This window comes from Pseudomonas sp. D8002 (assembly GCF_013385695.1).
Classification (GTDB): Bacteria; Pseudomonadota; Gammaproteobacteria; order Pseudomonadales; family Pseudomonadaceae; genus Aquipseudomonas.
Window position 1 is genome coordinate 32610 of sequence record NZ_JACAPM010000032.1, and the last position, 24955, is coordinate 57564.

General features: G+C 61.2%; 26 protein-coding genes. 11 read left to right on the forward strand and 15 right to left on the reverse strand.

The genetic code is table 11. From position 1 onward, the window contains the following. Nucleotides 1–52 precede the first annotated feature (52 nt). The 5 genes from HX807_RS18195 to HX807_RS18215 form a co-directional block, all read right to left on the reverse strand. Entirely contained in the window at nucleotides 53–2158 is a 2106-nt protein-coding gene (locus HX807_RS18195) for a GGDEF domain-containing protein (RefSeq protein ID WP_177050651.1), read from the reverse strand. Further along, entirely contained in the window at nucleotides 2155–3033 is an 879-nt protein-coding gene (locus HX807_RS18200; protein ID WP_003214803.1) for an endonuclease/exonuclease/phosphatase family protein, read from the reverse strand. The genes HX807_RS18195 and HX807_RS18200 overlap by 4 nt, the downstream gene beginning before the upstream one ends. A gap of 10 nt (nucleotides 3034–3043) precedes the next feature. Beyond that, nucleotides 3044–3682, reverse strand: a complete 639-nt coding sequence (locus HX807_RS18205) for a thiol:disulfide interchange protein DsbA/DsbL (protein WP_087694548.1) — start codon at nucleotides 3680–3682, stop codon at nucleotides 3044–3046. A 169-nt stretch (nucleotides 3683–3851) separates the two neighbouring features. Further along, nucleotides 3852–4457 carry a cytochrome c4 gene (locus HX807_RS18210; protein ID WP_003214807.1) on the reverse strand — a complete coding sequence of 202 codons (606 nt, stop codon included), beginning with the start codon at nucleotides 4455–4457 and terminating at the stop codon, nucleotides 3852–3854. Between the two features lie 33 nt (nucleotides 4458–4490). Beyond that, nucleotides 4491–4793, reverse strand: coding sequence for a cytochrome c5 family protein (locus HX807_RS18215; protein WP_003214809.1), 303 nt, complete (start codon nucleotides 4791–4793; stop codon nucleotides 4491–4493). A 192-nt stretch (nucleotides 4794–4985) separates the two neighbouring features. On the opposite strand from HX807_RS18215, the gene yihA reads away from it, so the two are divergent. Further along, entirely contained in the window at nucleotides 4986–5627 is a 642-nt protein-coding gene (gene yihA / locus HX807_RS18220) for a ribosome biogenesis GTP-binding protein YihA/YsxC (protein ID WP_003214811.1), read from the forward strand. A gap of 266 nt (nucleotides 5628–5893) precedes the next feature. Here the strand turns inward: yihA and polA are convergent, their stop codons facing one another. Beyond that, nucleotides 5894–8686 carry a DNA polymerase I gene (polA, locus tag HX807_RS18225; RefSeq protein WP_177050654.1) on the reverse strand — a complete coding sequence of 931 codons (2793 nt, stop codon included), beginning with the start codon at nucleotides 8684–8686 and terminating at the stop codon, nucleotides 5894–5896. 74 nt (nucleotides 8687–8760) lie between these two features. On the opposite strand from polA, the gene HX807_RS18230 reads away from it, so the two are divergent. After that, nucleotides 8761–9051 carry a DUF2782 domain-containing protein gene (locus tag HX807_RS18230; protein ID WP_003214814.1) on the forward strand — a complete coding sequence of 97 codons (291 nt, stop codon included), beginning with the start codon at nucleotides 8761–8763 and terminating at the stop codon, nucleotides 9049–9051. Between the two features lie 56 nt (nucleotides 9052–9107). Continuing rightward, nucleotides 9108–10061, forward strand: a complete 954-nt coding sequence (locus HX807_RS18235; protein ID WP_102367835.1) for a homoserine kinase — start codon at nucleotides 9108–9110, stop codon at nucleotides 10059–10061. A gap of 127 nt (nucleotides 10062–10188) precedes the next feature. Here HX807_RS18235 and HX807_RS18240 read toward each other — a convergent pair whose 3' ends face one another. After that, nucleotides 10189–11118, reverse strand: a complete 930-nt coding sequence (locus HX807_RS18240) for a zinc ABC transporter substrate-binding protein (RefSeq protein ID WP_008439631.1) — start codon at nucleotides 11116–11118, stop codon at nucleotides 10189–10191. Between the two features lie 58 nt (nucleotides 11119–11176). Here HX807_RS18240 and HX807_RS18245 point away from each other — a divergent pair, with 58 nt between their 5' ends. The 4 genes from HX807_RS18245 to HX807_RS18260 are packed head-to-tail and all read left to right on the forward strand — an operon-like array spanning nucleotide 11177 to nucleotide 13982. Further along, entirely contained in the window at nucleotides 11177–11659 is a 483-nt protein-coding gene (locus HX807_RS18245) for a Fur family transcriptional regulator (RefSeq protein ID WP_003214819.1), read from the forward strand. Next, nucleotides 11659–12444, forward strand: a complete 786-nt coding sequence (gene znuC, locus HX807_RS18250; protein ID WP_008439630.1) for a zinc ABC transporter ATP-binding protein ZnuC — start codon at nucleotides 11659–11661, stop codon at nucleotides 12442–12444. Before HX807_RS18245 ends, znuC begins: the two co-directional genes overlap by 1 nt. Continuing rightward, complete coding sequence (znuB, locus tag HX807_RS18255; RefSeq protein WP_003214823.1) at nucleotides 12437–13225, forward strand: zinc ABC transporter permease subunit ZnuB; 789 nt, start codon at nucleotides 12437–12439, stop codon at nucleotides 13223–13225. Before znuC ends, znuB begins: the two co-directional genes overlap by 8 nt. A gap of 37 nt (nucleotides 13226–13262) precedes the next feature. Beyond that, nucleotides 13263–13982: a PA5502 family lipoprotein gene (locus HX807_RS18260; RefSeq protein WP_003214825.1), complete on the forward strand. Its 720-nt coding sequence runs from the start codon at nucleotides 13263–13265 to the stop codon at nucleotides 13980–13982. 112 nt (nucleotides 13983–14094) lie between these two features. On the opposite strand, the gene katE is transcribed toward HX807_RS18260, so the two are convergent. Next, complete coding sequence (katE, locus tag HX807_RS18265; protein ID WP_177028121.1) at nucleotides 14095–16236, reverse strand: catalase HPII; 2142 nt, start codon at nucleotides 16234–16236, stop codon at nucleotides 14095–14097. 268 nt (nucleotides 16237–16504) lie between these two features. Here katE and HX807_RS18270 point away from each other — a divergent pair, with 268 nt between their 5' ends. Genes HX807_RS18270 through HX807_RS18280 form a run of 3 tightly spaced genes read left to right on the forward strand, consistent with a single transcriptional unit; the run spans nucleotide 16505 to nucleotide 19011 of the window. Next, complete coding sequence (locus HX807_RS18270; RefSeq protein WP_003214829.1) at nucleotides 16505–17512, forward strand: methionine ABC transporter ATP-binding protein; 1008 nt, start codon at nucleotides 16505–16507, stop codon at nucleotides 17510–17512. Further along, nucleotides 17512–18186 (forward strand): methionine ABC transporter permease, encoded by a 675-nt coding sequence (locus HX807_RS18275; RefSeq protein WP_003214831.1) that lies wholly within the window; start codon nucleotides 17512–17514, stop codon nucleotides 18184–18186. The genes HX807_RS18270 and HX807_RS18275 overlap by 1 nt, the downstream gene beginning before the upstream one ends. A gap of 51 nt (nucleotides 18187–18237) precedes the next feature. Continuing rightward, on the forward strand, nucleotides 18238–19011 hold the full coding sequence (locus HX807_RS18280) for a MetQ/NlpA family ABC transporter substrate-binding protein (RefSeq protein WP_003214835.1): 774 nt from the start codon (nucleotides 18238–18240) through the stop codon (nucleotides 19009–19011). A gap of 212 nt (nucleotides 19012–19223) precedes the next feature. Here the strand turns inward: HX807_RS18280 and HX807_RS18285 are convergent, their stop codons facing one another. Genes HX807_RS18285 through HX807_RS18305 form a run of 5 tightly spaced genes read right to left on the reverse strand, consistent with a single transcriptional unit; the run spans nucleotide 19224 to nucleotide 23141 of the window. Next, entirely contained in the window at nucleotides 19224–19859 is a 636-nt protein-coding gene (locus tag HX807_RS18285) for an SCO family protein (RefSeq protein WP_087694553.1), read from the reverse strand. Further along, complete coding sequence (cyoE, locus tag HX807_RS18290; RefSeq protein WP_008439626.1) at nucleotides 19856–20755, reverse strand: heme o synthase; 900 nt, start codon at nucleotides 20753–20755, stop codon at nucleotides 19856–19858. The genes HX807_RS18285 and cyoE overlap by 4 nt, the downstream gene beginning before the upstream one ends. Beyond that, nucleotides 20743–21822, reverse strand: coding sequence for a heme A synthase (locus HX807_RS18295; protein WP_087694554.1), 1080 nt, complete (start codon nucleotides 21820–21822; stop codon nucleotides 20743–20745). Before HX807_RS18295 ends, cyoE begins: the two co-directional genes overlap by 13 nt. Before the next feature lie 10 nt (nucleotides 21823–21832). Further along, the gene (locus tag HX807_RS18300; RefSeq protein WP_023659276.1) at nucleotides 21833–22432 is read right to left on the reverse strand and encodes a hypothetical protein; all 600 of its coding nucleotides are present in this window, start codon (nucleotides 22430–22432) and stop codon (nucleotides 21833–21835) included. Continuing rightward, nucleotides 22398–23141 carry an SURF1 family protein gene (locus tag HX807_RS18305; protein ID WP_177050656.1) on the reverse strand — a complete coding sequence of 248 codons (744 nt, stop codon included), beginning with the start codon at nucleotides 23139–23141 and terminating at the stop codon, nucleotides 22398–22400. Before HX807_RS18305 ends, HX807_RS18300 begins: the two co-directional genes overlap by 35 nt. Nucleotides 23142–23225: 84 nt before the next feature. Here HX807_RS18305 and HX807_RS18310 point away from each other — a divergent pair, with 84 nt between their 5' ends. Next, complete coding sequence (locus tag HX807_RS18310) at nucleotides 23226–23429, forward strand: twin transmembrane helix small protein (protein ID WP_003214847.1); 204 nt, start codon at nucleotides 23226–23228, stop codon at nucleotides 23427–23429. A gap of 6 nt (nucleotides 23430–23435) precedes the next feature. On the opposite strand, the gene HX807_RS18315 is transcribed toward HX807_RS18310, so the two are convergent. Beyond that, nucleotides 23436–24323, reverse strand: coding sequence for a cytochrome c oxidase subunit 3 (locus HX807_RS18315; protein WP_003214849.1), 888 nt, complete (start codon nucleotides 24321–24323; stop codon nucleotides 23436–23438). Nucleotides 24324–24358: 35 nt separating this feature from the next. Beyond that, nucleotides 24359–24910 (reverse strand): cytochrome c oxidase assembly protein, encoded by a 552-nt coding sequence (locus HX807_RS18320; protein WP_102367829.1) that lies wholly within the window; start codon nucleotides 24908–24910, stop codon nucleotides 24359–24361. Nucleotides 24911–24955: the final 45 nt, after the last annotated feature.

The following is a 24955-nucleotide window of genomic DNA, read 5'->3' on the forward strand; positions in this document are numbered from 1 at the left end:
TTGCTGCCAGGCGGCCAAATGCGATGTTTTAAACAAAATGGAACATTTCCGGTCAGGCCGCCTGCACCTGATTACGCCCCGCCGCCTTGGCACGATATAACGCCTCGTCAGCGCGCTTGAGCGCCAGGTCACTGCGTTCTCCCGGCTGAAACTGCGCCATGCCCATGGACACCGTAATCGTCACCGGTTCGCCCTTGAAGTGAAACGGGCAGGCTTGGATGGCTGCACGCAGGGTTTCACCCACCGCCAACGCATCGGACAGCGACGAGTTGGGCATCAGCAGTACAAACTCTTCACCGCCAAAACGCGCGATGAAGTCGTTCGGCCGCAGGCGTTTGCGAAGCACCGTGGCGATGATTTTCAGCACCTTGTCGCCCGCCAGATGACCATAGCCGTCGTTGATGCGCTTGAAGTGATCGAGGTCCAGCATGGCCAGTGACAGGTTATTTCCACGCTGGTGCCAGGCGTTGACCTCCTGCTCCAGGCGCTCGCTCCAGGCCGCGCGGTTGGGTAGTCCGGTGAGCGGATCGATCAGGGCTTTCTGGCGCTGAACCTCAAGGTGTTCACGGTAGCCCTGAGCCTCTTGCTCCATATTGGCGACCCGTTCGGCCAGGCCCTTGAGCCGTGCAGCCACTTCCTGTTCGCGCTGGTCACGCTGGTGGCGATGTTCATCCATGGTGCCCAGCAACCCTTCGAGATGGCTCTCCAGCACGTGCTTGAGGCTGTCGAGGTCTGCGGCGTCCTGCATGCTGGTTTGCAAACCATCCACTTGTTCGCGGATCTGGGTATCCAGTTCCCTGGCCGCCGAGCGGCTGTCGGCGTGGCCGTCACTGGCGACCTGCAGGTGCCCCTGGAACGCCTCGAGACGATCGTTGAGCTGCTTGAGGTAGGCTTCAAACTCGTGCTGGCCGCTGTCGGTGATCGCCAGCATCAACACCGCCAGGTCATCGAGGATCGGCAGCAATTCGTACCAGTTCAATCCGTGGGCCAGGCGTTCACGCATGGCTTCGGCCTGGGGCCGATGGCGCTCGGGCAGCGAGAGGTCTTCCAGTAAGCCGAGCAGGGTATCTTCGATGTGCTTGGCCACCGAACTGTAAGACGGCTCGGGGGTGTCGGGCAGGGCGTAGGCTTGATCCGCTTGCAGCTCGTCTGGGTTCAGCTCTGCCTGCTCGGGCGATTCTTGCGGTTCATCGGCCAGGACCGGGGGCAGGGAAAGACTGCCGATCTCTGTCCGCTCCGGCTCACGGGCCTGCACCTCTGGCACCTCGACCATGGCGGCGAGAGCGCTCTCAAGCTCAACCTCCGCTTCGATCGGTTGCTCGGGTTCTGGCGTTTCGATAAGCGTAGCGGGTGCCTCGACGACAGGCGCTGTGACCGCGACGGCCGGAACAACAGGCACCGCTTCGCTGACAGCGTCGGTAGCCTCTACTGGCGATACCGGCTCAGGGGGCGACTCGATGGGGGCCGGGACCTTCGGCTGCGGTGCAAAAGCCCGCAGCGCCTGGGCCAGTTCCGCCGATTGCGCCGGCGCTTCAACTTCATCCACCGGGCTGGGCTTTGGCGCAGCAGGCGCCGGAGAAGCCGAGCGGGATGGCGTGAGCGCTTCAACCTCCGGCGTGTCGATTGCGTCCTTGGTGCCAAACAGACGCTGCAACAGCCCCGGGCTCGAACGGCTGGTTTCGCCCTCCGGCTCCAGGTTACTCAGCGCCTGCCCCTGGAGGCCGCTCAGCTCGCTCAGCAACAGCGGGATCTCCCGCGCCTGGCCAACCCGACCGTCCAGCTGCTTGGCGAAAGCCTTCAGCGGGCGACTCACGTCCCGTGGCAAGGGCAGTTTCTGCAACTGAGTGACCAGAGCCGTCAACGCGCTGCCGATCTGGTCAACCCGGGTTTCGCGGCGCTGCTCCGAATCCAGCACGGCCTTTTCCAGGCGCGGCAGCAATGCAGCGAGGGCGGCGTCCATGTCGTCGGTGCGCACCACATCGCGCATTTCCTTCATGCATTGGTCAACCGCTCGGTCGGTCCCTTCTGCCGCCAGGGTGCTGCGCACCAGCCCTCGGCGCAGCAGGTCGAGGCGGGCGGCCCAGCGACGCTCGAGCTTTTCTTGTTGCTCGACGCTTTTAAGGTATTTCTCTTTCCAACGCTGGGCGTCGTCGCTCATGCAAGGGGTCCGCGAGGGCCGGGGCTCAACGCGGGCAATGCATCAGCCGTGAGCGAACCCGGCAGACGAATCTCTACCGCGACGGGCAGGTGATCGGAGATGGGCTGCGCCAGTACCTGCACACTTTCGAGTGTCAGGGTCGGGCTGAGCAGGATGTGATCAAGACAACGTTGCGGTCGCCAGCTGGGAAAGGTGGCTTCGACTTGCGGCGCCAGCAACCCAAGGTCGCGCAACGGGGAATTCTGTAGCAGGTCGCTGGCGTGGGTGTTCATGTCCCCCATCAGCACCTGGTGTTTGTAGTTGCCAATCAACTCGCGGATGTAGGCCAACTGCAGGGTGCGGGTTCGTGCCCCCAACGCGAGGTGCATCATCACCACGACCAACGCTTCCGGCCCTTCGCCGAACCTCACGAGAATCGCCCCGCGGCCTTTTGGACCGGGTAACGGGTGATCCTCGATCGCCCACGGCTTCAGGCGGCTGAGCACACCATTGCTGTGCTGGCCGAGTTTGCCGAGGTTGCGATTGAGTTGCTGATACCAGTAGGGAAAGGCACCGAGTTGCGCAAGGTGTTCGACCTGGTTGATGTAGCCGGAGCGCAGGCTGCCACCATCGGCCTCCTGCAGGGCTACCAGGTCAAAATCGCCCAGCAGGTCGCCGATCTTCTGCAGATTACCGGCACGCCCATTGTGGGGCAGCAGGTGCTGCCAGCCACGGGTCAGGTAGTGCCGGTATTTCTCGGTGCTGATGCCCACCTGGATATTGAAACTGAGCAGGCGCAACCGACTGTCAGCCGGCAGGCCCGTGGATTCCAGGTGATGTTCGTTGACCTTCGGGTCATGCAGGCCAACGACACGTTCAGTACCCCAGCGACGCATGACGGGCCCCTTACTTGGCTGCGCGCTCTTTGGCGATCAATTGGTCGGCCACGTTCAGCGCCTGCTCTTCGCCGCCGGCACTGCCGATGTCAAAGCGGTATTTGCCGTTGACGATCAGCGTCGGTACGCCTTGCACGCCGTATTTCTGGGCCAGTTCCTTGTATTGGGCCATCTTGCCCTTCACAGCGAACGAGTTGAATGTCTCCAGGAACTTGGTTTTGTCGACGCCTTGGGTGGCGACGAAATCGGCCATGTCTTCAGGCTTCACAAGGCGCTTGCCTTCTTTCTGGATGGCATTGAAGACAGCCGCGTGAACCTTGTGTTCTACACCCATGGTGTCCAGGGTAATGAACAGCTGGCCGTGGGCGTCCCATGGGCCGCCGAACAGGGCAGGAATACGTTTGAAGTTCACGTCCTCAGGCAGCTTCTCGACCCACGGATTGATGACTGGCTCAAAAGCGTAGCAATGCGGGCAGCCATACCAGAACAGCTCCACCACTTCGATCTTGCCCGGTACGGAAACCGGCACAGGATTGGCCAGCTCAACGTAGGTTTTACCGGCTTCAAGCGGCACATTATCGGCAGCTTGTGCGGTCATGCCGAAAAGGCTGGCAGTGACGAGAGCGGCGCTGAGGATCAGATTACGCATGCTTTACTCCTGGACAAATAAAGTCGCCTCACGCGACCTTTGTTGTGACAGGTCTACGCGGGCATGAGTTCGTTAGTGTAACGGCACCGGCCACAAAAAAGGGCAGCCTGGGCCACCCTTTTTATGCTTGCATCGACGGATTAATCGAGCGTTAACGTAGCCGGGGCACTTAGTGCAGGCCCTGGATGTATTGGGACACGGCTTCGATGTCCTTGTTGCTGAGTTTCGCGGCGATGCTCTGCATGATCTTGGTATCGCCGTCATTGGTGCGATTGCCTTCGCGGAAGTCTGTCAGCTGTTTGCCGATGTACTGGGCATGCTGGCCGCTCAAGTGCGGGAAGCCAGCGGCAGCAAGGCCTGCGCCGTTAGGCGAGTGGCAGCCGAGGCAGGAAGGCATGCCTTTTTCCAGGTTGCCGCCGCGGAACAATTCTTCACCGCGGGCCACCAGTTTCGGATCAGCAGCTCCCACACTGCCTTTCTGGCTGGCAAAATACGCCGCGATATCCGCCAGGTCCTGATCGCTGAGGTTGGTCAACAAGCCGGTCATTTCCAGGACCGTACGCTTGCCATCCTTGATGTCGTGCATCTGCTTGGTCAGGTAACGCTCACCCTGGCCGGCCAGTTTTGGAAAGTTAGGCGCCGGGCTGTTACCGTCCGGTCCATGGCAAGCACCACATACGGCGGCTTTCGCCTGGCCAGCAGTGGCGTCGCCTGCGGCATGGGCAACACCGGTGATGCCCAGGGTCAACAGCAGACTCACGATCAGTTTGTTCATCAGCTAATCCAACTACGGCTAAGGGTTAAAGAGTTATGGACCGGGTTCACTCACCATCAACTGAATGACGGCATGGTAATCCTCGGTACTGCAGTCCATGCACAAACCACGCGGCGGCATCGCCTTGAAACCCTGGGTCACGTGTTGCACCAGCGTGTCCATACCTTGAGCCAATCTTGGCTTCCAGGCTGCCTGGTCACCCCGTCCAGGGGCGTTGGGCAGCTGTCCGGCATGGCAGGCCCCGCAAAAGCGGTTGTACACAGCCTCCGGTTCCTGTGTAGCCTGCGCACTGTAAAGTGGCATCAAGAAACCGAAGGCCAGCAGCCACTTGGTCATACATCGACCTTTTCAGGGTTTGAGAGCGTTTTGCGTTCTAATGCGCAATAAAGGTCTATCGCTCCCGTGAACTTCATCCTTCGCTGGGACAAAGCACACACAAAATCTGCGGCATTATATACTGGCGCTACTGAAACGGAAACGACACCGCTTGCCGCACCTATTCCCGGCACCGCCCACATCGGAAAACTCATGCAACTCAAGAATCCCATCCTCGGCCTGTGCCAACAGTCCACCTTCATGCTCAGCGCCGCCAAAGTCGACCAATGCCCCGATGACGAAGGCTTCGAAGTCGCATTCGCCGGCCGCTCCAACGCCGGCAAGTCCAGCGCGCTGAACACCCTGACCCACGCCAGCCTGGCCCGTACCTCGAAAACCCCGGGGCGCACACAGCTCCTCAACTTCTTCAAGCTAGACGATGATCGGCGTCTGGTCGACCTGCCGGGCTACGGTTATGCAAAAGTACCTATCCCGCTGAAGCTGCACTGGCAGCGTCACCTCGAAGCGTATCTGGGTGGCCGGGAGAGTTTGAAGGGTTTGATTCTGATGATGGACATCCGTCATCCAATGACCGACTTCGACCTGTTGATGCTCGATTGGGCCGTCGCCAGCGGCATGCCGATGCACGTCCTGCTGACCAAGGCCGACAAATTGACCTACGGCGCAGCGAAAAACACCCTGCTCAAAGTGCAGGCGGAAATCCGTAAGGGTTGGGGTGATGCGGTGACTATCCAGTTGTTCTCGGCGCCAAAACGCATGGGCCTGGAAGATGCCTACACTGTATTGGCAGGTTGGATGGAACTGGCTGACAAGGGTTCGGAAGCCGCCGAGTAAAAACTCGGGGCAAAAAAAACCCCGGACTTCGTATGGGGAGGGGAAGTTCGGGGTCCAAGTTCCGGACCGCTAGGGCGGGGTCCAGATATCTGCCAACACTTAACACAACATAGGAGCATTGAAGGGCTTCACCACCCATTCAGTAACTCTGAGTAGCAATTCACGGGTTAAGTTCCGGCACGTTCAAAAAACTATTGGAAATAACCCGCCGCGTTTTCCGATCTAAAGCGCTGCCGCGGCATGATGCCGCGGCCCAGGCACCAGGCTTAGTGCGCTTCGTCCCAGTTGTCGCCCACGCCGACGTCTACCACCAGCGGCACATCCAGCTTTGCCGCCTCGCTCATGTGTTCACGAATCCTCGCGCTGACTTCAGCCACCAGGTCCTCACGTACCTCCAGCACCAATTCATCGTGCACTTGAAGGATGACCTTGGCGTCCAGGCCCGAGTCCGTCAGCCAGTTGTCGACCTTGACCATGGCCTTCTTGATGATATCGGCCGCAGTGCCCTGCATCGGCGCGTTGATTGCCGTACGCTCGGCGCCAGCACGCTCCTGAGGCTTGTTGGAATTGATCTCCGGCAGGTACAGGCGGCGCCCGAACAGGGTTTCCACATAACCCTGATCAGCCGCCTGGGCACGGGTGCGCTCCATGTACTCGCGCACCCCCGGGTAACGGGCGAAGTACACATCGATGTAAGCCTTGGCAGTCTTGGTGTCGACGCCGATGTCCTTGCCCAGCTTTTGGGCGCCCATGCCGTAGATCAGGCCAAAGTTGATCGCCTTGGCACTGCGACGCTGATTGGACGTGACCTCGGTCAACTCAACCTTGAACACTTCGGCCGCCGTGGCGGTGTGCACGTCCAGGTCGTCGCGGAACGCATTCAGCAAGCCTTCGTCCTTGGACAAATGCGCCATGATGCGCAGCTCGATCTGCGAGTAGTCCGCCGCCAGCAGCTTGTAGCCCTTGGGCGCGACAAATGCCTGGCGGATACGCCGGCCTTCAGCGGTACGCACCGGAATGTTCTGCAGGTTTGGATCGCTGGATGACAGGCGCCCGGTTGCTGCTACGGCCTGGTGATAGGACGTGTGTACGCGACCGGTGCGCGGGTTGATCTGCTCCGGCAAACGGTCGGTGTAGGTGCTTTTCAACTTGCTCATGCTGCGGTACTGCATCAGCACTTTCGGCAGTGGGTAGTCATCTTCAGCCAATTTGGCCAAGACTTCCTCGGCCGTCGAGGCCTGGCCCTTGCCGGTCTTCTTCAACACCGGCAACCCGAGTTTCTCGTAGAGAATCGCACCCAACTGCTTGGGCGAGCCCAGGTTGAATTCCTCGCCGGCGATTTCATACGCCTGGCGCTCGAGGTCGACCATCTTGTTGCCCAGCTCGATGCTCTGGATGCCCAGCAAGGCGGCATCCACCAGGGCGCCCTGGCGCTCAATGCGCGCCAGCACGGGCACCAGCGGCATCTCGATGTCGGACAATACGCTGGCCAGGGTAGGAATAGCGGCAAGCTGCTTGTGCAGTTCCTGGTGCAAACGCAGGGTCACATCCGCGTCTTCCGCCGCGTAAGGGCCGGCTTGCTCCAGGGCAATCTGGTCAAAGGTCAGCTGCTTGGCGCCTTTGCCGGCGATATCCTGGAAGCTGACGGTGTCGTGGTCCAGGTACTTCTTCGCCAGGCTGTCCATGTCATGGCGCGTCGCCACGGAGTTCAGCACATAGGATTCAAGCATGGTGTCGAAGGCAATGCCGCGTACGGTGATGCCGTGTGCCGGGTCACCACCGATGGCGCAGTTGGCCAGGATATTCATGTCGAACTTGGCGTGCTGGCCGACCTTGAGTTTTTCCGGGTCTTCGAGCAACGGCTTCAGGGCCAGCAGCACGGTGTCCCGATCCAGCTGTTCCGGCGCGCCGATGTAGGAGTGGGTCAGCGGAATGTAGGCTGCTTCATGGGCCTGCACGGCAAACGACACACCCACCAGTTGCGCTTTCTGGGCGTCGATCCCGGTGGTCTCGGTATCAAAGGCGAACAGCTTGGCGTCGTTGAGCTTCTTCAGCCAGACATCGAACTGGGCCTGGGTGAGGATGGTTTCGTACACCGGCTCCACAGAAACCGGCGCGACCACCTCAACCGCTGCCTCGGCGACCGCGGCCGAAGGAGCAGCGCTCAACTCGACGCGCTTGGCATCGCGTTGAATCTCGTCAATCCAGCTCTTGAACTCCAGCAGCGTGTACAGCTCCAGCAGCTTCTCGCGATCCGGCTCGATCAGGTGCAAATCATCCAGGCCCACGTCCAGCGGCACGTCGATCTTGATCGTTGCCAGCTCGTAGGACAGGAACGCACTCGCCTTATGCTCTTCCAGTTTGGCGACCAGGGTCTTGGCACCACGAATCGGCAAGGTCGGCACGATATCGAGCTGCTCGTAGAGCTCTTTCAAACCGCCATTTACACCAACCAACAGGCCGGAAGCCGTCTTCGGACCAATGCCCGGAACGCCCGGGATGTTGTCGGACGAATCGCCCATCAACGCCAGGTAATCGATGATCTGCTCGGGAGCGACACCGAATTTCTCCTTCACGCCCTCAACGTCCATGGCGCTACCGGTCATGGTGTTGACCAAGGTAATGTGCCCGTCGACCAGCTGCGCCATGTCCTTGTCGCCGGTGGAAATCACCACCGGACGGTCGGCGGCCGCGCTGCTGCGGGCCAGGGTGCCGATCACGTCGTCCGCTTCGACGCCTTCGACGCACAGCAGCGGGAAGCCCAGGGCGATCACGCTCTGGTGCAGCGGCTCGATCTGCACGCGCATGTCATCGGGCATGCTCGCGCGGTTGGCCTTGTATTCGGCGTACAGCTCATCGCGAAATGTCCCGCCCTTGGCGTCGAACACTACCGCGAACGGGCTGTTCGGGTATTGCCTGCGCAGGCTTTTGAGCATGTTCAACACGCCCTTGACCGCGCCGGTAGGCAGGCCTTTGGAAGTGGTGAGCGGCGGCAGCGCGTGAAAGGCGCGGTACAGGTAAGAAGAACCGTCCACCAGGACGAGGGGGGCTTGGCTCATGAGCAGGATCAACCTTTTCGGCGGGTCAGGCGCTAGAATAGCCGGACCAATGACGACAAAGGGACAAGGTTATCATGCGTACAGTAAATCGCCTGTTGTTGACCGGCTTGATTGCACTCACTCCGATGGTGGCCATGGCGGCAGATACTGCCCCTTCGGGCGACCCGGAAGTCACCATTCGCACGGAAGGCGACAAGACCATTCAGGAATACCGCCAGAATGGTTTCCTGTACGCGATCAAGGTGACCCAGAAAGGCTTTCCGCCTTACTTCCTGGTGCGCGCGGACGGAACCGATGCGAACTTCATCCGCTCTGACCAGCCGGATATGCTGATCCCGTCATGGAAGATCTTCGAATGGAAATGATTTCTTAACTTTAATCGGCGCTGCTCCCCGCAGCGCCCGTAACGGCAGTTTTAACCATGTCTGTGTTCACCCCCCTGGCTCGGCCCGAGCTGGAAACCTTTCTTGCCCCTTACGGGCTCGGCCGCCTGCTTGATTTCCAGGGGATTGCCGCTGGTAGTGAAAACACCAATTTCTTCATCAGCCTGGAACAGGGCGAATTTGTCCTGACCCTGGTCGAACGCGGCCCCGTGCAGGAAATGCCGTTCTTCATCGAACTGCTGGACGTGCTCCACGACGCTGATTTGCCAGTGCCTTACGCCCTGCGTACCACCGACGGCGTGGCCTTGCGCGAGTTGGCGGGCAAACCGGCGCTGCTGCAACCGCGCCTGGCGGGCAAGCACATCAAGGACGCCAACGCCCAGCATTGCGTGCAAGTGGGCGAATTGCTCGGCCACCTGCACCTCGCCACCCAAGGCGAGAAGGTGCTGGAACGCAAGACCGATCGCGGGCTGGACTGGATGCTCAGCGAAGGCGCGCAACTGATCTCGCACCTCGACGCGGAACAACGCGGCCTGTTGCAAGCGGCGCTGGATGAGATCGAGGCGCACAAGGCGCAGATCCTCGCGCTGCCCCGGGCAAACATCCACGCCGACCTGTTTCGCGACAACGCGATGTTCGAAGGCACGCACCTGACCGGGCTGATCGACTTCTACAACGCCTGCTCGGGGCCGATGCTGTACGACGTGGCGATCGCCCTGAACGACTGGTGCTCGGACGCCGACGGCGTGATCGACGGCCAACGGGCGCGGGCGTTGCTGGGGGCTTATGCGGGCTTGCGACCGTTTACCGCCAAGGAAGCGGAGCTGTGGCCGACCATGCTGCGTGTGGCCTGTGTGCGGTTCTGGCTGTCACGCCTGATTGCGGCGGAATCGTTCGCCGGGCAGGACGTGCTGATCCACGACCCGCGCGAGTTTCAGGTGCGCCTGGCGCAACGCCAGCAGGTCAAGACCCCGCTGCCGTTCGCGCTGTAAAGATCGTACGCGATCAAAATGTGGGAGCGGGCTTGCTCGCGAATGTGGAGTTTCAGTCACCAGATGCGCTGACTGATCCACCGCATTCGCGAGCAAGCCCGCTCCCACAGTGGTTATGCGGCGTCTGTCAGAGCGACTCCAGGCACCCAGCCAGGTCATTCCCCAGCTTCTCCAGCACCTGCTCATACCCCTGGGCGGAGGCCGGCGTGTAGCCGCCCAACGCATCCAGCTCCGCCAGCTTCACCGGCAAACCCGCCACCAGCGTTTCCGCAAGGCGCGGGCGCAACGGCGGCTCGCTGAACACACAAGTCTTGCCCACTTCCTGCAAACGCGTACGCATCGCTGCCACATGCTGGGCACCCGGCTGCACTTCTGCGGCCACACTGAACACCCCGGTGTGCTTGAGGCCGTAGGCATCTTCGAAGTAATCGAAGGCTTCATGGAACACGAAGTACGGCTTGCCGGCGACGTCCGCCATACGTGCCTTCAAGCGCGCGTCCAGTGCATCCATACGGCCATCAAAGGCCTTCACGTTGCTCTGGTAACGCTCGGCGTTCGCCGGGTCGGCAGCGCTGAGGTCCGCCGCCATGCGGTTCGCAATCACCCGGGCGTTGACCGTCGACAGCCACAAATGCGCATCCAGGCTGCCCGGGCGATGGTCATGATCATGTTCGTCGGCATCTTCAGCATGGGAGTGGCTATCTTCGGCGAACCGACGCAGTTTCATTCCCGGAAGGTCCTGCACCGCCACCGTCGGCAAGCTGCGGCCTTTCAAGACACGCGGCAGAAAGCTTTCCATGTCCGGGCCGATCCAATACAGCAGGTCCACCGACTGCACGCGCCGTACGTCGGAAGGGCGCAACGCATAGTTATGCGGCGAAGCGCCCGGCGGCAGCAATACCTCGGGAATCGCCACGCCATCCTGCACAGCAGCAGCAATCAGTTGTAACGGTTTGATACTGGTCAGCACCCGAACCTCCGCCTGAGCGGCACCGGCAAGCAGCAAACTGGTGACAAATACGACAAAAACGGGAAAAAGTCTGGACACGATGACCACTCAAGGAGGCAGGAACAGGTAACATAATAACGTCTCTCACAAATATCTGTCGCCGCTCATGCCTAAAACACCGCTTGCCAGCCGTCCCCATGACCACTCTCACTGCGTGCACAGCGCACTGTCAGAGGCCGACGCCTTGTGCGCGCGCCAAGGCCTGCGCCTGACCGCCCTGCGTCGCCGGGTGCTGGAGCTGGTGTGGCAAAGCCACAAGCCGCTGGGTGCCTACGACATCCTCGGCGTGCTCAGCGAGCAGGACGGCCGCCGCGCCGCGCCGCCCACGGTGTACCGCGCGCTGGATTTCCTGCTGGACAACGGCCTGGTGCACCGCATCTCGTCGCTCAACGCCTTTGTCGGCTGCAACCACCCGGAACACGCGCACCAGGGCCAGTTCCTGATTTGCCGCGAATGCCACGCCGCCATCGAACTTGAGCAAAAAAGCATCAGCGACAGCATCATCAAGAGCGCCGGCGACGTCGGCTTCAAGGTCGAAGGGCAAACCGTCGAAGTCGTCGGTGTGTGCTCGGGCTGCCAGGGGGCTTGATGAGCACTGCGTTAATCCGCCTGGAGCAGGTCGGGGTCACGTTCGCCGGGCAAAACGTGCTGGACAACATCGCCCTGAGCGTCGAGCCAGGTCAGATCGTCACGCTGATCGGCCCCAACGGTGCCGGCAAGACCACCCTGGTGCGCGCCGTACTCGGCCTGCTCAAGCCCGACAGCGGCAGCGTGTGGCGCAAGCCGAGGCTGCGGGTCGGCTACATGCCGCAGAAGCTGCATGTGGACCCGACCTTGCCCCTCTCGGTGCTGCGCTTCCTGCGCCTGGTGCCCGGTGTCGACCGTGCCCGCGCACAGTCCGCCCTCAAGGAAGTGGGCGCCGAACAGGTGATCGACAGCCCGGTGCAAAGCATCTCCGGCGGCGAAATGCAGCGAGTGCTGCTGGCCCGCGCCCTGCTGCGCGAGCCGGAATTGCTGGTACTGGATGAACCCGTGCAGGGCGTCGACGTCGCCGGCCAGGCCGAGCTGTACAGCCTGATCACCCGCCTGCGGGACCGCCATGGTTGCGGCGTGCTGATGGTCTCCCACGACCTGCACCTGGTGATGAGCACCACCGACCAGGTGGTGTGCCTCAATCGTCACGTGTGCTGTTCCGGCCACCCGGAACAAGTCAGCGGCGATCCGGCTTTTGTCGAGCTGTTCGGCAAGAACGCCCAGAGCCTGGCGATCTACCACCACCATCACGACCACGCCCATGACCTGCATGGCGCTGTAGTCGATGACTCCACCGCATCCCACACCCACGTTCATGGAGATAGCTGCAAGCATGGCTGATTTTCTGCTCTACGCCCTGCTGGCAGGCTTGGCTCTGGCGCTGGTGGCGGGCCCACTGGGCTCGTTCGTGGTCTGGCGGCGCATGGCCTATTTTGGCGACACCCTGTCCCACGCTGCGCTGCTGGGCGTGGCCATGGGATTTCTGCTGGATGTGAGCCCGACCATTGCCGTCACCGTCGGCTGCCTGCTGCTGGCTGTGCTGCTGGTGACCCTGCAACAGCGTCAGCCTCTGGCCTCCGATACCCTGCTGGGCATCCTGGCCCCAAGCACCTTGTCCCTGGGCCTGGTGGTGCTGAGCTTCATGCATGAAGTGCGCATCGACCTGATGGCCTACCTGTTCGGCGACCTGCTGGCGATCAGCCCCACCGACCTGGCGTGGATTCTAGGCGGCAGCGCGGCAGTGCTGGTGCTGCTGGTGACGCTGTGGCGCCCGCTGCTGGCGATCACCGTTCACGAAGAACTGGCCACCGTCGAAGGCTTGCCCGTGGCGGCGCTGCGCATGACCCTGATGCTGCTGATCGCCGTGGTGATCGCTGTCGCGATGAAGATTGTCGGCGTATTGTTGATCACATCGCTGCTGATCATCCCGGCTGCTGCGGCCCAGCGTCACGCCCGCTCGCCGGAGCAAATGGCGCTCGGCGCCAGCCTTCTGGGGATGCTCGCGGTGTGTGGTGGCCTGGCGCTGTCCTGGTTCAAGGACACCCCGGCCGGGCCGTCGATTGTGGTCACGGCGGCCGCCCTGTTTCTGCTGAGTTTTGTCCTGCCCCGTCGTGGGGTGTAGACTTGCTCGCTTTTTGCGCAATTAGAGAGTCGCAGGAATGAAGCTGTTCAACGCCCGTTATCTGCTCCTTGCCGCATTTTCCTTGCTGCTGGGCGCCTGCCAAAGCACCCCGCCCGCCGCCCCCCAGGCGCCGGACGCACGTGCTGCGGCCATCGCACAGCTGGAGCAAAACCTCGCCAGCAGTGAACTGGCCACCGCCGAAGACGAGCTGGCCGCCTTGCAGGCCCAGTCGCCCAACGACCCGGCGCTGGAGCCTTATCAGCGCCAACTGGCCGAAGCCTATTTGCAGCGCAGCCAGATCGTCCTGCAAAAGGGTGATGTCAACGCTGCCGCGACGGCCCTGAGCCGCGCACGGGCATTGATGCCCAAGGCTCCGGCGCTGACCGGTGGCGTCAACAGTGCGATCGCCCATGCCCGTAAAGTCGAGCTGGACAAAGCCGAGGCCGCCCTGAAAGCCGCCGAAGCCAAGCCGCCGGCCAAGGTCATCGACCCGGCAGCGCCAAGCACTACGGTTGCGCTGAACCTCACCGATATCGAGGCGCTGCGCCATCAACTGGATGAGATCGCCACCGATGTGGTGAATTACCAGTGCGATGTGAGCATCCAGGCACCGCGCACCGAAGATTACCCATGGCTGGCCACGTTGCTGACCAAACGGGTGAAGCGCATCGATTCGGGGTATGACCTGAAGATTCACCGGCAGATCCTGAAGAAGGTTCCGGCGCAGGTCGTGCTGATTCCGCGTAAGACTGAATAACGCCATTCGCGAGCAAGCCCGCTCCCACATTTAACCGAGTTCCAACTTTGGAATGCGGTCAAATGTGGGAGCGGGCTTGCTCGCGAAAGCGATCTAACAAACAACCGATACCTTAAGCCGGAACAGCTTTAGCCTTCGGCTCCCGATCCCAGACCCGATGCTGGGCAATCGCCGCAAAGAACGCCTTAAACGCCTTCGCGTCGCCGCCCACAATCAAGCCCGCATCCGCCTCAAGCTTCAGCACATCCAGCAACTGCTTCGCCTCACCGGCCAGGGCAATTGCTTTCAAGTGCTTGTAGGCCTCCAGCAGGTAATGCAACGCCACACCATCAGCGCTCAACGCCTGAACCGACTTGGCGCCACCCGGCACAAACACCGCATCGAACGCCACCGAAGGCAAGCCTTCCATGGAAGCATCCACCGGCAGGCTCTTGCCATCCGCCGTCGTTACCGGCGCCGAGGTAGGCCCCAGCAACTTCGCATGCGCACCTGCGGCCTCAAGCGCCTTCTTCAAGGCATCAATCTCCGCACCATCAACACCGTTCGCCGCCAGAATCGCCACCTTGCGGGTCTTGATATCACCCGACAGCAAATTGGCCTGGCTCAACGCTGGCGAGCGTTCCGGAGATGTCTTGCGCTCTGGCACCGTGCCTTTAGTCGGTGCTGGCAAGCCCAGGTTCTGCGCCACACGCTTGGCCAGTTCGAGGTCGATGTTGGCGAGGATCTCATTCACCTGGCGAGCGCGAATAAATTCACGCTCCACCTTGCCCAGCTCAAAGCTGTAGGCGGCGATGATGTGCTCCTGCTCGTGCTTGCTCATGCTGCGGAAAAACAAGCGCGCCTGGGAGAAGTGATCGCCGAACGACTCGCTGCGCTCACGGATCTTGTGGGCATCAATGCGCTCCGGATACGTCTCAAAACCACCGTCCTGCGCCGCGGGCGGAGTTTCTTTCGGCCAGCCGCCATCAATCGAGTTCGGCTCGTAGGACGCGCGACCCTTGTCGATGGTGGTGCGGTGCATGGCATCGCGCTGGCCGTTATGGAACGGCGCTACCGGACGGTTGATCGGCAACTCGTGAAAGTTCGGCCCGCCGAGTCGGCTGATCTGCGTATCGGTGTAGGAAAACAGACGGCCTTGCAGCAGCGGGTCATTGGAGAAGTCGATACCCGGCACGATATGCCCCGGGCAGAACGCCACTTGCTCGGTCTCGGCGAAGTAGTTGTCCGGGTTGCGGTTGAGCACCATCTTGCCCAGCGGCGTGATGGGCACCAGCTCTTCGGGGATCAACTTGGTCGGGTCGAGAATATCGAAGTCGAACTTATGCTCGTCTTCTTCGGCGATGATCTGCACGCCCAATTCCCATTCCGGGTAATCGCCACTTTCAATGGATTCCCACAGGTCACGACGGTGGAAGTCCGTGTCTTTGCCCGCCAGCTTCTGCGCCTCGTCCCACACCAGGGAGCAGGTGCCGACGGTAGGCCGCCAGTGGAATTTGACGAAGTTGGATTTGCCCTCGGCATTCACCAGGCGGAAGGTGTGCACGCCAAACCCCTGCATGGTTCGCAGGCTTTTCGGGATCGCCCGGTCAGACATGGCCCAGATCACCATGTGCGCCGACTCCGGCTGCAGCGAGACAAAATCCCAGAACGTATCGTGGGCCGAGCCGCCGGTAGGAATCTCGTTGTGGGGCTCAGGTTTTACCGCATGCACGAAGTCAGGAAACTTGATCGCGTCCTGAATGAAAAACACCGGCATGTTGTTACCCACCAGGTCGAAGTTGCCCTCATCGGTGAAGAACTTCACGGCAAAGCCACGCACGTCACGCACGGTATCACCCGAGCCGCGAGGGCCCTGCACCGTAGAGAAACGCGCAAATACCGGGGTTTTGTGTTCGGGGTTACGCAGGAATCCGGCCTTGGTCAGCGCCGAGTGGTTTTCGTAGGTCTGGAAATAACCATGGGCACCGGTACCCCGAGCATGAACGATACGTTCCGGGATCCGCTCATGGTCAAAGTGCGTGATTTTTTCACGCATGATGAAGTCTTCCAGCAGCGATGGGCCACGGGAGCCGACCTTCAAGCTGTTCTGGTTATCGGAAACCTTCACGCCCTGGTTGGTGCGCAGTGCCTGGCCCGTCGCGTCGGAGCGGAATGTCTCCAGGCTTTGCAGCTTGGCGTTGGTGTTGCCACGGTCCAGAGTGTCGGTGCCCGCAAGTTCGCTCTTGGGCGGGGTAACTGGCTTTTTAGTACTCATCAGACAAAAACTCCTCGTTTGCGTAGGCCAGAGCGATCCCCGGCTCTTCTTGAGCAAAACCCCAGGCACGGCACCTGGGAGTTTCGAGTTGCTTATGTAGTGACTGACACGGTTTTGTACCGTTCCTTTTTTATGACCTTTGATCGCGTTATTGCCAAATCGCTGGTCGGATGAGAAATAAATGCTAAGAAACGCTATACGGACAGGCTAAAATGCGCGCCCGGCTAACCGCTGATCCCTTTTTAATGCGCCCCACAAGGTTCGCTACGTGATCGAGTTTCATAACGTCCATAAAACCTACCGGGTCGCCGGTAAGGATATCCCCGCACTGCATCCCACCAACCTGCGCGTCGAAAATGGCCAGGTGTTTGGTCTGATCGGCCATTCCGGTGCGGGAAAAAGTACTTTGCTGCGTCTGATCAACCGCCTGGAGCAACCCAGCGGCGGCCAGATCAAGGTCGATGACGAAGAAGTCACCGCCCTCGACGCCAACGGCCTGCGCCGTTTCCGGCAGCAGGTCGGGATGATCTTCCAGCACTTCAACCTGCTGGCATCCAAGACCGTTGCCGACAACGTGGCGCTGCCGCTGACCCTCGCGGGCGAACTTTCCCGCAAGGAAATCGACCTGCGCGTGGCCGAATTGCTGGCGCGGGTCGGCCTGTCCGACCATGCCAAGAAGTACCCGGCGCAGTTGTCTGGCGGCCAGAAGCAGCGCGTCGGCATCGCCCGCGCCCTGGCCACCAAGCCGAAAATCCTGCTATGCGACGAAGCCACCAGCGCCCTCGACCCGCAGACCACGGCCTCGGTCCTGCAACTGCTGGCCGAGATCAACCGCGAGCTGAAGCTGACCATCGTGCTGATCACCCATGAAATGGACGTGATCCGCCGCGTGTGCGACCACGTGGCCGTGATGGACGCCGGCGTGATCGTCGAGCAAGGCACCGTCGCCGACGTATTCCTGCACCCCAAGCACCCGACCACCAAGCGCTTCGTGCAGGAATCCGAGCAAGTCGACGAAGGCGAACAGCGTGATGACTTCGCCCATGTACCGGGGCGCATCGTGCGCCTGACGTTCCAGGGCGAAGCGACCTACGCGCCGCTGCTGGGTACCGTCGCCCGCGACACGGGTGTGGACTACAGCATCCTCGCCGGTCGTATCGACCGCATCAAAGACATTCCCTACGGGCAACTGACCCTCGCCGTCACCGGCGGTGACATGGAGGCCGCCTTCGCCGCCTTCACCGCGGCAGACGTCCATATGGAGGTGCTGCGCTAATGGAAATCCTCTTGAGCTTTTTCTCGAACATCGACTGGTCGGAAATCCTGCTCGCCACCGGCGACACCATGACCATGCTGTTCGGCTCGCTGCTGTTCACCGTATTGCTGGGCTTGCCGTTGGGCGTGCTGCTGTTCCTGTGCAGCCCGCGTCAGCTGTTCGAACAAAAGAATGTTTATGCGCTGTTGTCGCTGGTGGTGAACATCCTGCGTTCGCTGCCGTTCATTATCCTGTTGATCGTAATGATCCCGTTCACGGTGCTGATCACCGGCACCTCGCTGGGTGTTGCCGGTGCAATTCCGCCACTGGTGGTGGGTGCCACGCCGTTCTTTGCGCGCCTGGTGGAAACCGCGCTGCGTGAAGTGGACCGCGGGATTATCGAAGCGACCCAGGCCATGGGCGCGACCACTCGCCAGATCATTACCAACGCGTTGCTGCCCGAAGCCCGCCCCGGCATCTTCGCGGCGATTACGGTGACGGCGATTACACTGGTTTCCTACACGGCCATGGCCGGTGTAGTGGGTGCCGGTGGCCTGGGTGACTTGGCGATCCGCTTCGGTTATCAGCGCTTCCAGACCGACGTGATGGTGGTCACCGTGGTGCTGCTGCTGATCCTGGTACAAATTCTGCAAACCGTCGGCGACAAGCTGGTGGTGCACTTTTCTCGAAAATAACGGCTATTGCCGGCGTTAAGCCGGCCAATTCCCGAACAAGGAGCTTGTTGAATGAAAAAACTACTGGTTGCTTTCGCCGCCGTTGCCGCGTTCTCCGCCCACGCCGCCGAAACCCTCACCGTGGCCGCGTCCCCGGTGCCGCACGCTGAAATCCTCGAATTCGTGAAGCCGGCTCTGGCCAAGGAAGGCGTGGACCTGCAGGTCAAAGTCTTCACCGACTACGTTCAGCCAAACGTACAGGTAGCCGAAAAGCGCCTGGACGCCAACTTCTTCCAGCACCAGCCGTACCTGGATGAGTTCAACAAAGCCAAGGGCACTCACCTGGTGAGCGTTGGCGCTGTGCACCTGGAGCCTCTGGGCGCCTACTCCAGCAAGTACAAGAAGCTGGAAGACCTGCCAAGCGGCGCCAACGTCGTGATCCCGAACGACGCCACCAACGGCGGCCGTGCGCTGTTGCTGCTGGCCAAGCACAACCTGATCACCCTGAAGGACCCGACCAACATCCTGTCGACCATCAAGGACATCACTGAAAACCCGAAAGGCCTGAAATTCCGCGAACTGGAAGCCGCCACCCTGCCGCGCGTGCTGACCCAGGTCGACCTGGCGCTGATCAACACCAACTACGCCCTGGAAGCCAAGCTGGACCCCTCCAAGGACGCACTGGTGATCGAAGGCAACGACTCGCCTTACGTGAACATCCTGGTGACCCGCGAAGACAACAAGGATTCGGACGCGGTGAAGAAGCTGGTAGCAGCCCTGCACACCCCGGAAGTGAAAGCGTTCATTCTTGAGAAGTACAAAGGCGCGATCCTGCCGGCGTTCTGATCCAAGGCCGAAACCCCGATCGAAAAAGCGGACGCAGAGCGTCCAGTGCGGCATTCCCACGCAGAGCGTGGGAACGATCCAAACCAATGTGGGAGCGGGCTTGCTCGCGAAGGCGGTGGTTCAGTCGATACATCTGTTGACTGACACACCGCCTTCGCGAGCAAGCCCGCTCCCACATTTGATTTGTGTCGCTCAGAAAATGGTCGGCAGGCTTATTTACGCTGCAACAACCCCGGGAACTGCGCTGCCAGCTTCTGGTTGTTCAACGGCGCCCGGATAAACCCGCGTTGCGTTCCATCCGGCCCGATCAGCGCAAGGTTGCCGCTGTGGTCGACGGTGTAGTTGGGCTTGCTGGTGTCTGCCGGAATAAACGGAATGCTCACCGCATTCGAAACCTTCTGCACATCGTCCACATTCGCACCGGTCAAGCCCTCGAACTGTGGATCGAAGTAGCCCAGGTACTGCTTGAGCTGCGCCGGTGTATCGCGGTTCGGGTCAACGCTGACCAAAATCACCTGCAACTTATCCACAACGTCTTTGGGCAGCTCGCTCTTGATCTGCCGCAGTTGGGCGAGAGTGGTCGGACAGATGTCCGGGCAGAAGGTGTAGCCGAAGAACAGCACGCTCCACTTGCCTTTCAGCTCGTTGACCACCACCGGCTGGCCGTCCTGGTTGGTCATGGTCACCGGTGGCAACTGGCGGCTTTGCGGCAGCAGGATGATGCCGGCATCGATCAAGGCCGTCGGGTCGCCCTGGCCTTTGCCACTCAGGACTTTGTTGACGGTCAGGCCCATGATCAACGCGACAATGGCCACCAGAATGAAGACAGTTTTTTGAGTTCGAGTCATAGGTTCAACAATAGGTAATGGTCTACGAGCAGGGCGATAAACAGCGCGAACAAGTACCAGATAGAGTACTTGAAGGTGTTGATCGCCGCGTGCGGCCGACTGCCACGGTACAGCACCCAGGCCCATTGCAGAAAGCGCCCGCCCAGAACCAGTGCGCACACCAGGTACAGCATGCCGCTCATGTGGATGACATAGGGCATCAGGCTGACCGCCAGCAAGGCGAAGGTGTAGAGCAGGATATGCACCTTGGTGTAGTGCTCGCCGTGGGTCACGGGCAGCATCGGGATGTCGGCCTTGGCGTATTCCTCCTTGCGGTGAATCGCCAGGGCCCAGAAGTGCGGCGGGGTCCAGGCGAAGATGATCAGCACCAGCAGCAACGGCTCGGCGCTGACGTGGCCAGTGACGGCAACCCAACCCAGCAACGGCGGCGCGGCGCCGGCCAGCCCACCGATGACGATGTTCTGCGGCGTCGCACGCTTGAGAAAACCGGTGTAGATCACGGCGTAGCCCAACAGGGAAGCCAGGGTCAGCCAGGCGGCCAGCGGATTGGTAAACGCCAGCAACAGCGCCAGCCCGGCCACCGCCAGCACCATCGCAAAAACAAGCGCCGCCACAGGCGATACGCGCCCTTCCGCCAGCGGGCGCTTATGGGTACGCGCCATCAGCGCATCGATGCGCCGGTCCACCACATGGTTGACCGCCGCCGCGCCGCCGGCACACAGCGCGATCCCCAGGTTGCCGAAAATCAGCACCGGCCACGGTACCCCGGCGCGGGTGGCGAGGAACATGCCCACCAGCGAGGTGATGAGCATCAGCACCACCACTTTTGGCTTGGTCAGCTCCAGATAGTCACGCCAGATCGCCTGGCTGTGACGCTCGCTGATCAAGGTCGCCATGGCATCTCTCCTTTAATGGTTATGAGGCCCGACACGTGTTTACGCGGGCTGAAGCGCCAGCCGAACGGCAACTGATGTCGCACCCGAACCAGGCTGGTGCGGGCGTGGTAATTGACCAGCACCAGCGTCAGCAGCAACGCCGCGCCGCCGGCGTTATGCGCGACCGCAACCGGCAGCGGCAGGTGGAAGTACACGTTGCTCAGGCCCAGGCAGAGTTGCGCCGCCAGGGCGATCAGCAACAGGCCGGCCAGGCGGGTCATGCCGACCACCTTGAGCTGCCAGGCCAGGCCCAGCAACACGACAGTGACCAGCAGCGCGCCAATCCGGTGGGTGAGGTGAATCGCCGTGCGCGCATCACTGTCCAGTTGCCCGCCGAGGTAATTGGGGCCGATATGCTGGGTCAGGTGAAAGCCATTGGCGAAATCCGCCGCCGGCCACCATTGCCCGTGACAGGTCGGCAGGTCGATACACGCCACGGCTGCGTAGTTGGAGCTGACCCATCCACCCAGCGCGATCTGGCCGATCACCAGCACCAGCCCGGCCGTGGCCCAATACTGCAAACGCCTGGGCACGATCAGCGCCGGCAATACGCCGGACAATCGCAGCGTCAGCAAGAACAGCAGGCTCAACGTCGCAAACCCGCCCAATAAATGCCCGGTGACCACTTGCGGCCAGAGCTTCAGCGTCACCGTCCACATGCCAAACGCTGCCTGGGCGAACACCACCGCCAACAGGAACAACGGCAGCTTCAACGGCTGGCCCGGATGATGCCGATGTGTCCACGCGCGCGCCGCCAGCAGCACGATCAACAGCCCGAGGGTGCCGGCGAAGTAACGGTGGGTCATCTCGTTCCAGCCCTTGTCCGCCTCGACCGGCGTGTCCGGGTAATGCAGTTCGGCATGGGCCAGCTGGGCTTCGCTTTTCGGCACGCTGATAAAGCCATAGCAACCCGGCCAGTCCGGGCAACCGAGACCCGCGTGGGTGAGGCGGGTATAGGCGCCCAGCAGCACCACGATCAGGGCCAGCAGGGTGGCAAACAGCGCGAGGCGAAATCCAGGTTTGGCCATGACGGTGTCCTTATCCGATGTTCGACAGTTTCAGCAGCAGGCGCAGGTCGTTGAGCAGGTCCTTGCCCTTGACCCGGGCGTCGTAGCGCAGCACCAGGTTGCCGTGGGGGTCGACGATCCACAGCTGGGCATCGCCGCTGCCTTGGGCGGCGGCGTCTTTGTTGAAGGTCGACAGGTCCAGGGAATAGCGTTGCAGTTGCGGGTATTCGGCCTTGAGTTTGGCGTCATACGCGGTGCTGACCGGCTGCGCACTGGCCAGGGCGTGGCTGGCGCGGGAGGCATCACGGCCCAGGCCGATCTGGAGTTGGCGTGCGAGGTACACCAGTTGCTGGCAGTCGGCGGCGCAGGCGGTGGGCGCGGTGACCAGCAGTTGCCAGCGGTCTTCGTCAGCCTGCACGCCAATGTCGGCACGGGTCTGGCCATTGCCGATCATCTCGCCGTGGTAGCTGCGGCTGTCCGGCACCCAGAACTGCAATTTGTACATAAAGGTGGCGAGCACCATCGGGCCGACCACCATCAGCAGGATCAGGATCAGTTGCCAGCGGCCCTTGCGCCGATTGGGCGCTGCCGGCGTGTCAGACATGTTGAGTGGATTCATGGCCGCTCCCATGGCGCTTCTCCTTTTTTGTGTTGTGCCATCCGAGGTAGAGGTAAAGGCCGAACAGCGCCACCGCCATGGCGAACCACTGCACGGCATAGCCCAGGTGTTTTTCCGGGCCCATGGCGACCACGGGCCAGCTGGTTTCGTAGGTGGCCGGGCCCGCTTCAGCCCGCACTTCATGGGCGAATCCGCTGCGACCCAACTCAGCCCACAACGCCTCGGGATGCAGCGCGGTCAGCAATCGTGGCCACTGTGCGCCCGCAGGATCGGCATGCAACTGGAAGGTCTCGCCAGGCGCCACATAGACCCAGGCATCGAGATTCAGCAGTTGTTCGGGAGTGGTGAAAACCGGTGGTGCGCGCCGGTCCGGCCAGGGCAGCCAGCCACGATTGAGCAACAGCCACTGGCCGCTGGCCTGATCATGGAAAGGTTGCAGTAGCTCCACACCGACCTTGCCGTCGCGAAAGCGGTTATCCAGCAACACGCTGTGCTCGGCATCGAACTGCCCGCGCAAATGCACACGACGGAACGCCGGATCTTCGGTGGCCTGTAGTTGCGTACTGCTCATGGGCTCGGCAGCGCGGCGCTCGGCGTAAGTGTCCAGCAGCGCCTGTTTTTCGTGACCGCGAGACAGCTGCCAAAAGCCGAGAAATACCAGTAACGGCAGCAGCACGAGTACCACCAGCGTCGGCGCAATACCGGGGCGAAAGGGTTTCATGGCATTGCCGCAGAGGTCGGTGCTGCGCTGGCTATACTGAATCTCATTGCTCGCCCCCTCCAAAAAAGAGCCCCGGAGCCCACCATGCTCAAAGCAGCCATTGCCCTGATGCTGATTGCTACCGTCGTGAGCCTGTTCAGTGGCTTGTTCTTCCTGGTCAAGGACGAGGGCAACTCCAACCGCCTCGTCACTGCCTTGACCGTGCGTGTGGCGCTGGCCGTGATCACCCTGGGGTTGATCACCTGGGGTTTCTTCAGCGGCCAGCTGGTATCTCATGCGCCCTGGTGAAACACCTCAAAGCACGTAAACGAAGAAAAACAGCCCGATCCACACCACGTCCACAAAGTGCCAATACCAACTGGCCGCCTCGAACCCGAACTGGTGTTCGTTGTTGAAATGCCCTTTCAGGATGCGCATCAGCATCACAAACAAAATGATCGTGCCGATGGTCACGTGGGCACCGTGGAAGCCGGTGAGCATGAAGAAGGTCGCGCCGTACACGCCCGAACCCAGGGTCAGGCCCAACTCCTTATAGGCATGGATGTATTCCTCGGCCTGGAACCCGAGAAACGCCCAACCCAGTAACACGGTGATCGCCAGCCAGATCTTCAGTGCGCCGCGATGGCCTTTGCGCAAGGCATGGTGGGCGATAGTGATGGTCACGCTGGAGCTGACCAGCAAGATCGTGTTGATCAGCGGCAAGCCCCACGGGCTGATGGTGCCCTTGGGCGCCGGAAACATTTTCGGGTCAGGATTGTTCAGCAGCGGCCAGGCAAATTCGAAGTTCGGCCACAGCATGTGCGCGATGCCCTTGTGGCCTTCGCCCGCCAGCCACGGCGCCGACATGTGCCGCACATAAAACAGCGCACCGAAAAACGCGATGAAGAACATCACTTCGGAAAAGATGAACCAGGTCATGCCCCAGCGAAAGGAGCGGTCCATCTGCGAACTGTACAACCCGGCGCGACTTTCCTTGATCACCGCGCCGAACCAGCCAAACATCATGTAGGCCAGCAGCAAGCCACCGACGAAAAAGATCAGCGGGCCGTGGGATTCCGGGCGTGCGGCCTTCAAATCGTTGAACCAGGTCGCCAATCCGAACACCGTGATCAGCATCCCCAACGTAGCAATTATTGGCCATTTGCTTTGCGCTGGTACGTAGTACGTATCATGAGTCGACATGTATTCGTTCTCCTAATCGAGCCCGCAAGCAACGCCTAGCCGCCGGTATGGACAGCCACGGGCGGTTGGCGCGCGGTGATATCGAACAGCGTGTACGCCAGGGTCAAATGCTTCACATCCTTGGGCATGTCGCGGTCGACAATGAAGCGCACCGGCATCTCTATGCGCTGACCTGGCTGTAGCACTTGCTGGGTGAAGCAAAAACACTCGGTCTTGTGGAAGTACATCGCCGCCTCGGCCGGCGAAATGCTCGGCACCGCCTGGGCGGTCATCGCCTTGTCGGTGGGGTTGTAGGCCACGAACAGCATCTCGGTGACTGCGCCGGGATTGACCACCACCTCGTCGGCCTTGGAGTGGAATTCCCAGACCATATCGATGGCATTGGTGGACAGGAACTGCACCCGCACCTGCCGCGTCGGGTCCACCACCTGCTCGCCTTCGTACTGCCCGGCGGTCTTGCCATTGATGCCGAACGCCTTGCACATCACGTCGTAGATCGGCACCAGGGCAAACCCGAAGGCGAACATCGCCACCACCAGGATCAGCAGGCGCGTGACCAGGCGCTTGATAGGCACGGACTCAAGCATGGCGGCCACCTGCGAATGAATGTTCTGTGAATGGCCTTTCTGTGG

What these genes read in the sequence shown, in the direction of transcription:
- HX807_RS18195 (WP_177050651.1), bottom strand. Translation starts at nt 2,158, where the DNA reads ATGAGCGACGACGCCCAGCGTTGGAAAGAGAAATACCTTAAAAGCGTC.
- HX807_RS18200 (WP_003214803.1), bottom strand. Translation starts at nt 3,033, where the DNA reads ATGCGTCGCTGGGGTACTGAACGTGTCGTTGGCCTGCATGACCCGAAG.
- HX807_RS18205 (WP_087694548.1), bottom strand. Translation starts at nt 3,682, where the DNA reads ATGCGTAATCTGATCCTCAGCGCCGCTCTCGTCACTGCCAGCCTTTTC.
- HX807_RS18210 (WP_003214807.1), bottom strand. Translation starts at nt 4,457, where the DNA reads ATGAACAAACTGATCGTGAGTCTGCTGTTGACCCTGGGCATCACCGGT.
- HX807_RS18215 (WP_003214809.1), bottom strand. Translation starts at nt 4,793, where the DNA reads ATGACCAAGTGGCTGCTGGCCTTCGGTTTCTTGATGCCACTTTACAGT.
- yihA (WP_003214811.1), top strand. Translation starts at nt 4,986, where the DNA reads ATGCAACTCAAGAATCCCATCCTCGGCCTGTGCCAACAGTCCACCTTC.
- polA (WP_177050654.1), bottom strand. Translation starts at nt 8,686, where the DNA reads ATGAGCCAAGCCCCCCTCGTCCTGGTGGACGGTTCTTCTTACCTGTAC.
- HX807_RS18230 (WP_003214814.1), top strand. Translation starts at nt 8,761, where the DNA reads ATGCGTACAGTAAATCGCCTGTTGTTGACCGGCTTGATTGCACTCACT.
- HX807_RS18235 (WP_102367835.1), top strand. Translation starts at nt 9,108, where the DNA reads ATGTCTGTGTTCACCCCCCTGGCTCGGCCCGAGCTGGAAACCTTTCTT.
- HX807_RS18245 (WP_003214819.1), top strand. Translation starts at nt 11,177, where the DNA reads ATGCCTAAAACACCGCTTGCCAGCCGTCCCCATGACCACTCTCACTGC.
- znuC (WP_008439630.1), top strand. Translation starts at nt 11,659, where the DNA reads ATGAGCACTGCGTTAATCCGCCTGGAGCAGGTCGGGGTCACGTTCGCC.
- znuB (WP_003214823.1), top strand. Translation starts at nt 12,437, where the DNA reads ATGGCTGATTTTCTGCTCTACGCCCTGCTGGCAGGCTTGGCTCTGGCG.
- HX807_RS18260 (WP_003214825.1), top strand. Translation starts at nt 13,263, where the DNA reads ATGAAGCTGTTCAACGCCCGTTATCTGCTCCTTGCCGCATTTTCCTTG.
- katE (WP_177028121.1), bottom strand. Translation starts at nt 16,236, where the DNA reads ATGAGTACTAAAAAGCCAGTTACCCCGCCCAAGAGCGAACTTGCGGGC.
- HX807_RS18275 (WP_003214831.1), top strand. Translation starts at nt 17,512, where the DNA reads ATGGAAATCCTCTTGAGCTTTTTCTCGAACATCGACTGGTCGGAAATC.
- HX807_RS18280 (WP_003214835.1), top strand. Translation starts at nt 18,238, where the DNA reads ATGAAAAAACTACTGGTTGCTTTCGCCGCCGTTGCCGCGTTCTCCGCC.
- HX807_RS18285 (WP_087694553.1), bottom strand. Translation starts at nt 19,859, where the DNA reads ATGACTCGAACTCAAAAAACTGTCTTCATTCTGGTGGCCATTGTCGCG.
- cyoE (WP_008439626.1), bottom strand. Translation starts at nt 20,755, where the DNA reads ATGGCGACCTTGATCAGCGAGCGTCACAGCCAGGCGATCTGGCGTGAC.
- HX807_RS18295 (WP_087694554.1), bottom strand. Translation starts at nt 21,822, where the DNA reads ATGGCCAAACCTGGATTTCGCCTCGCGCTGTTTGCCACCCTGCTGGCC.
- HX807_RS18300 (WP_023659276.1), bottom strand. Translation starts at nt 22,432, where the DNA reads ATGGGAGCGGCCATGAATCCACTCAACATGTCTGACACGCCGGCAGCG.
- HX807_RS18305 (WP_177050656.1), bottom strand. Translation starts at nt 23,141, where the DNA reads ATGAAACCCTTTCGCCCCGGTATTGCGCCGACGCTGGTGGTACTCGTG.
- HX807_RS18310 (WP_003214847.1), top strand. Translation starts at nt 23,226, where the DNA reads ATGCTCAAAGCAGCCATTGCCCTGATGCTGATTGCTACCGTCGTGAGC.
- HX807_RS18315 (WP_003214849.1), bottom strand. Translation starts at nt 24,323, where the DNA reads ATGTCGACTCATGATACGTACTACGTACCAGCGCAAAGCAAATGGCCA.
- HX807_RS18320 (WP_102367829.1), bottom strand. Translation starts at nt 24,910, where the DNA reads ATGCTTGAGTCCGTGCCTATCAAGCGCCTGGTCACGCGCCTGCTGATC.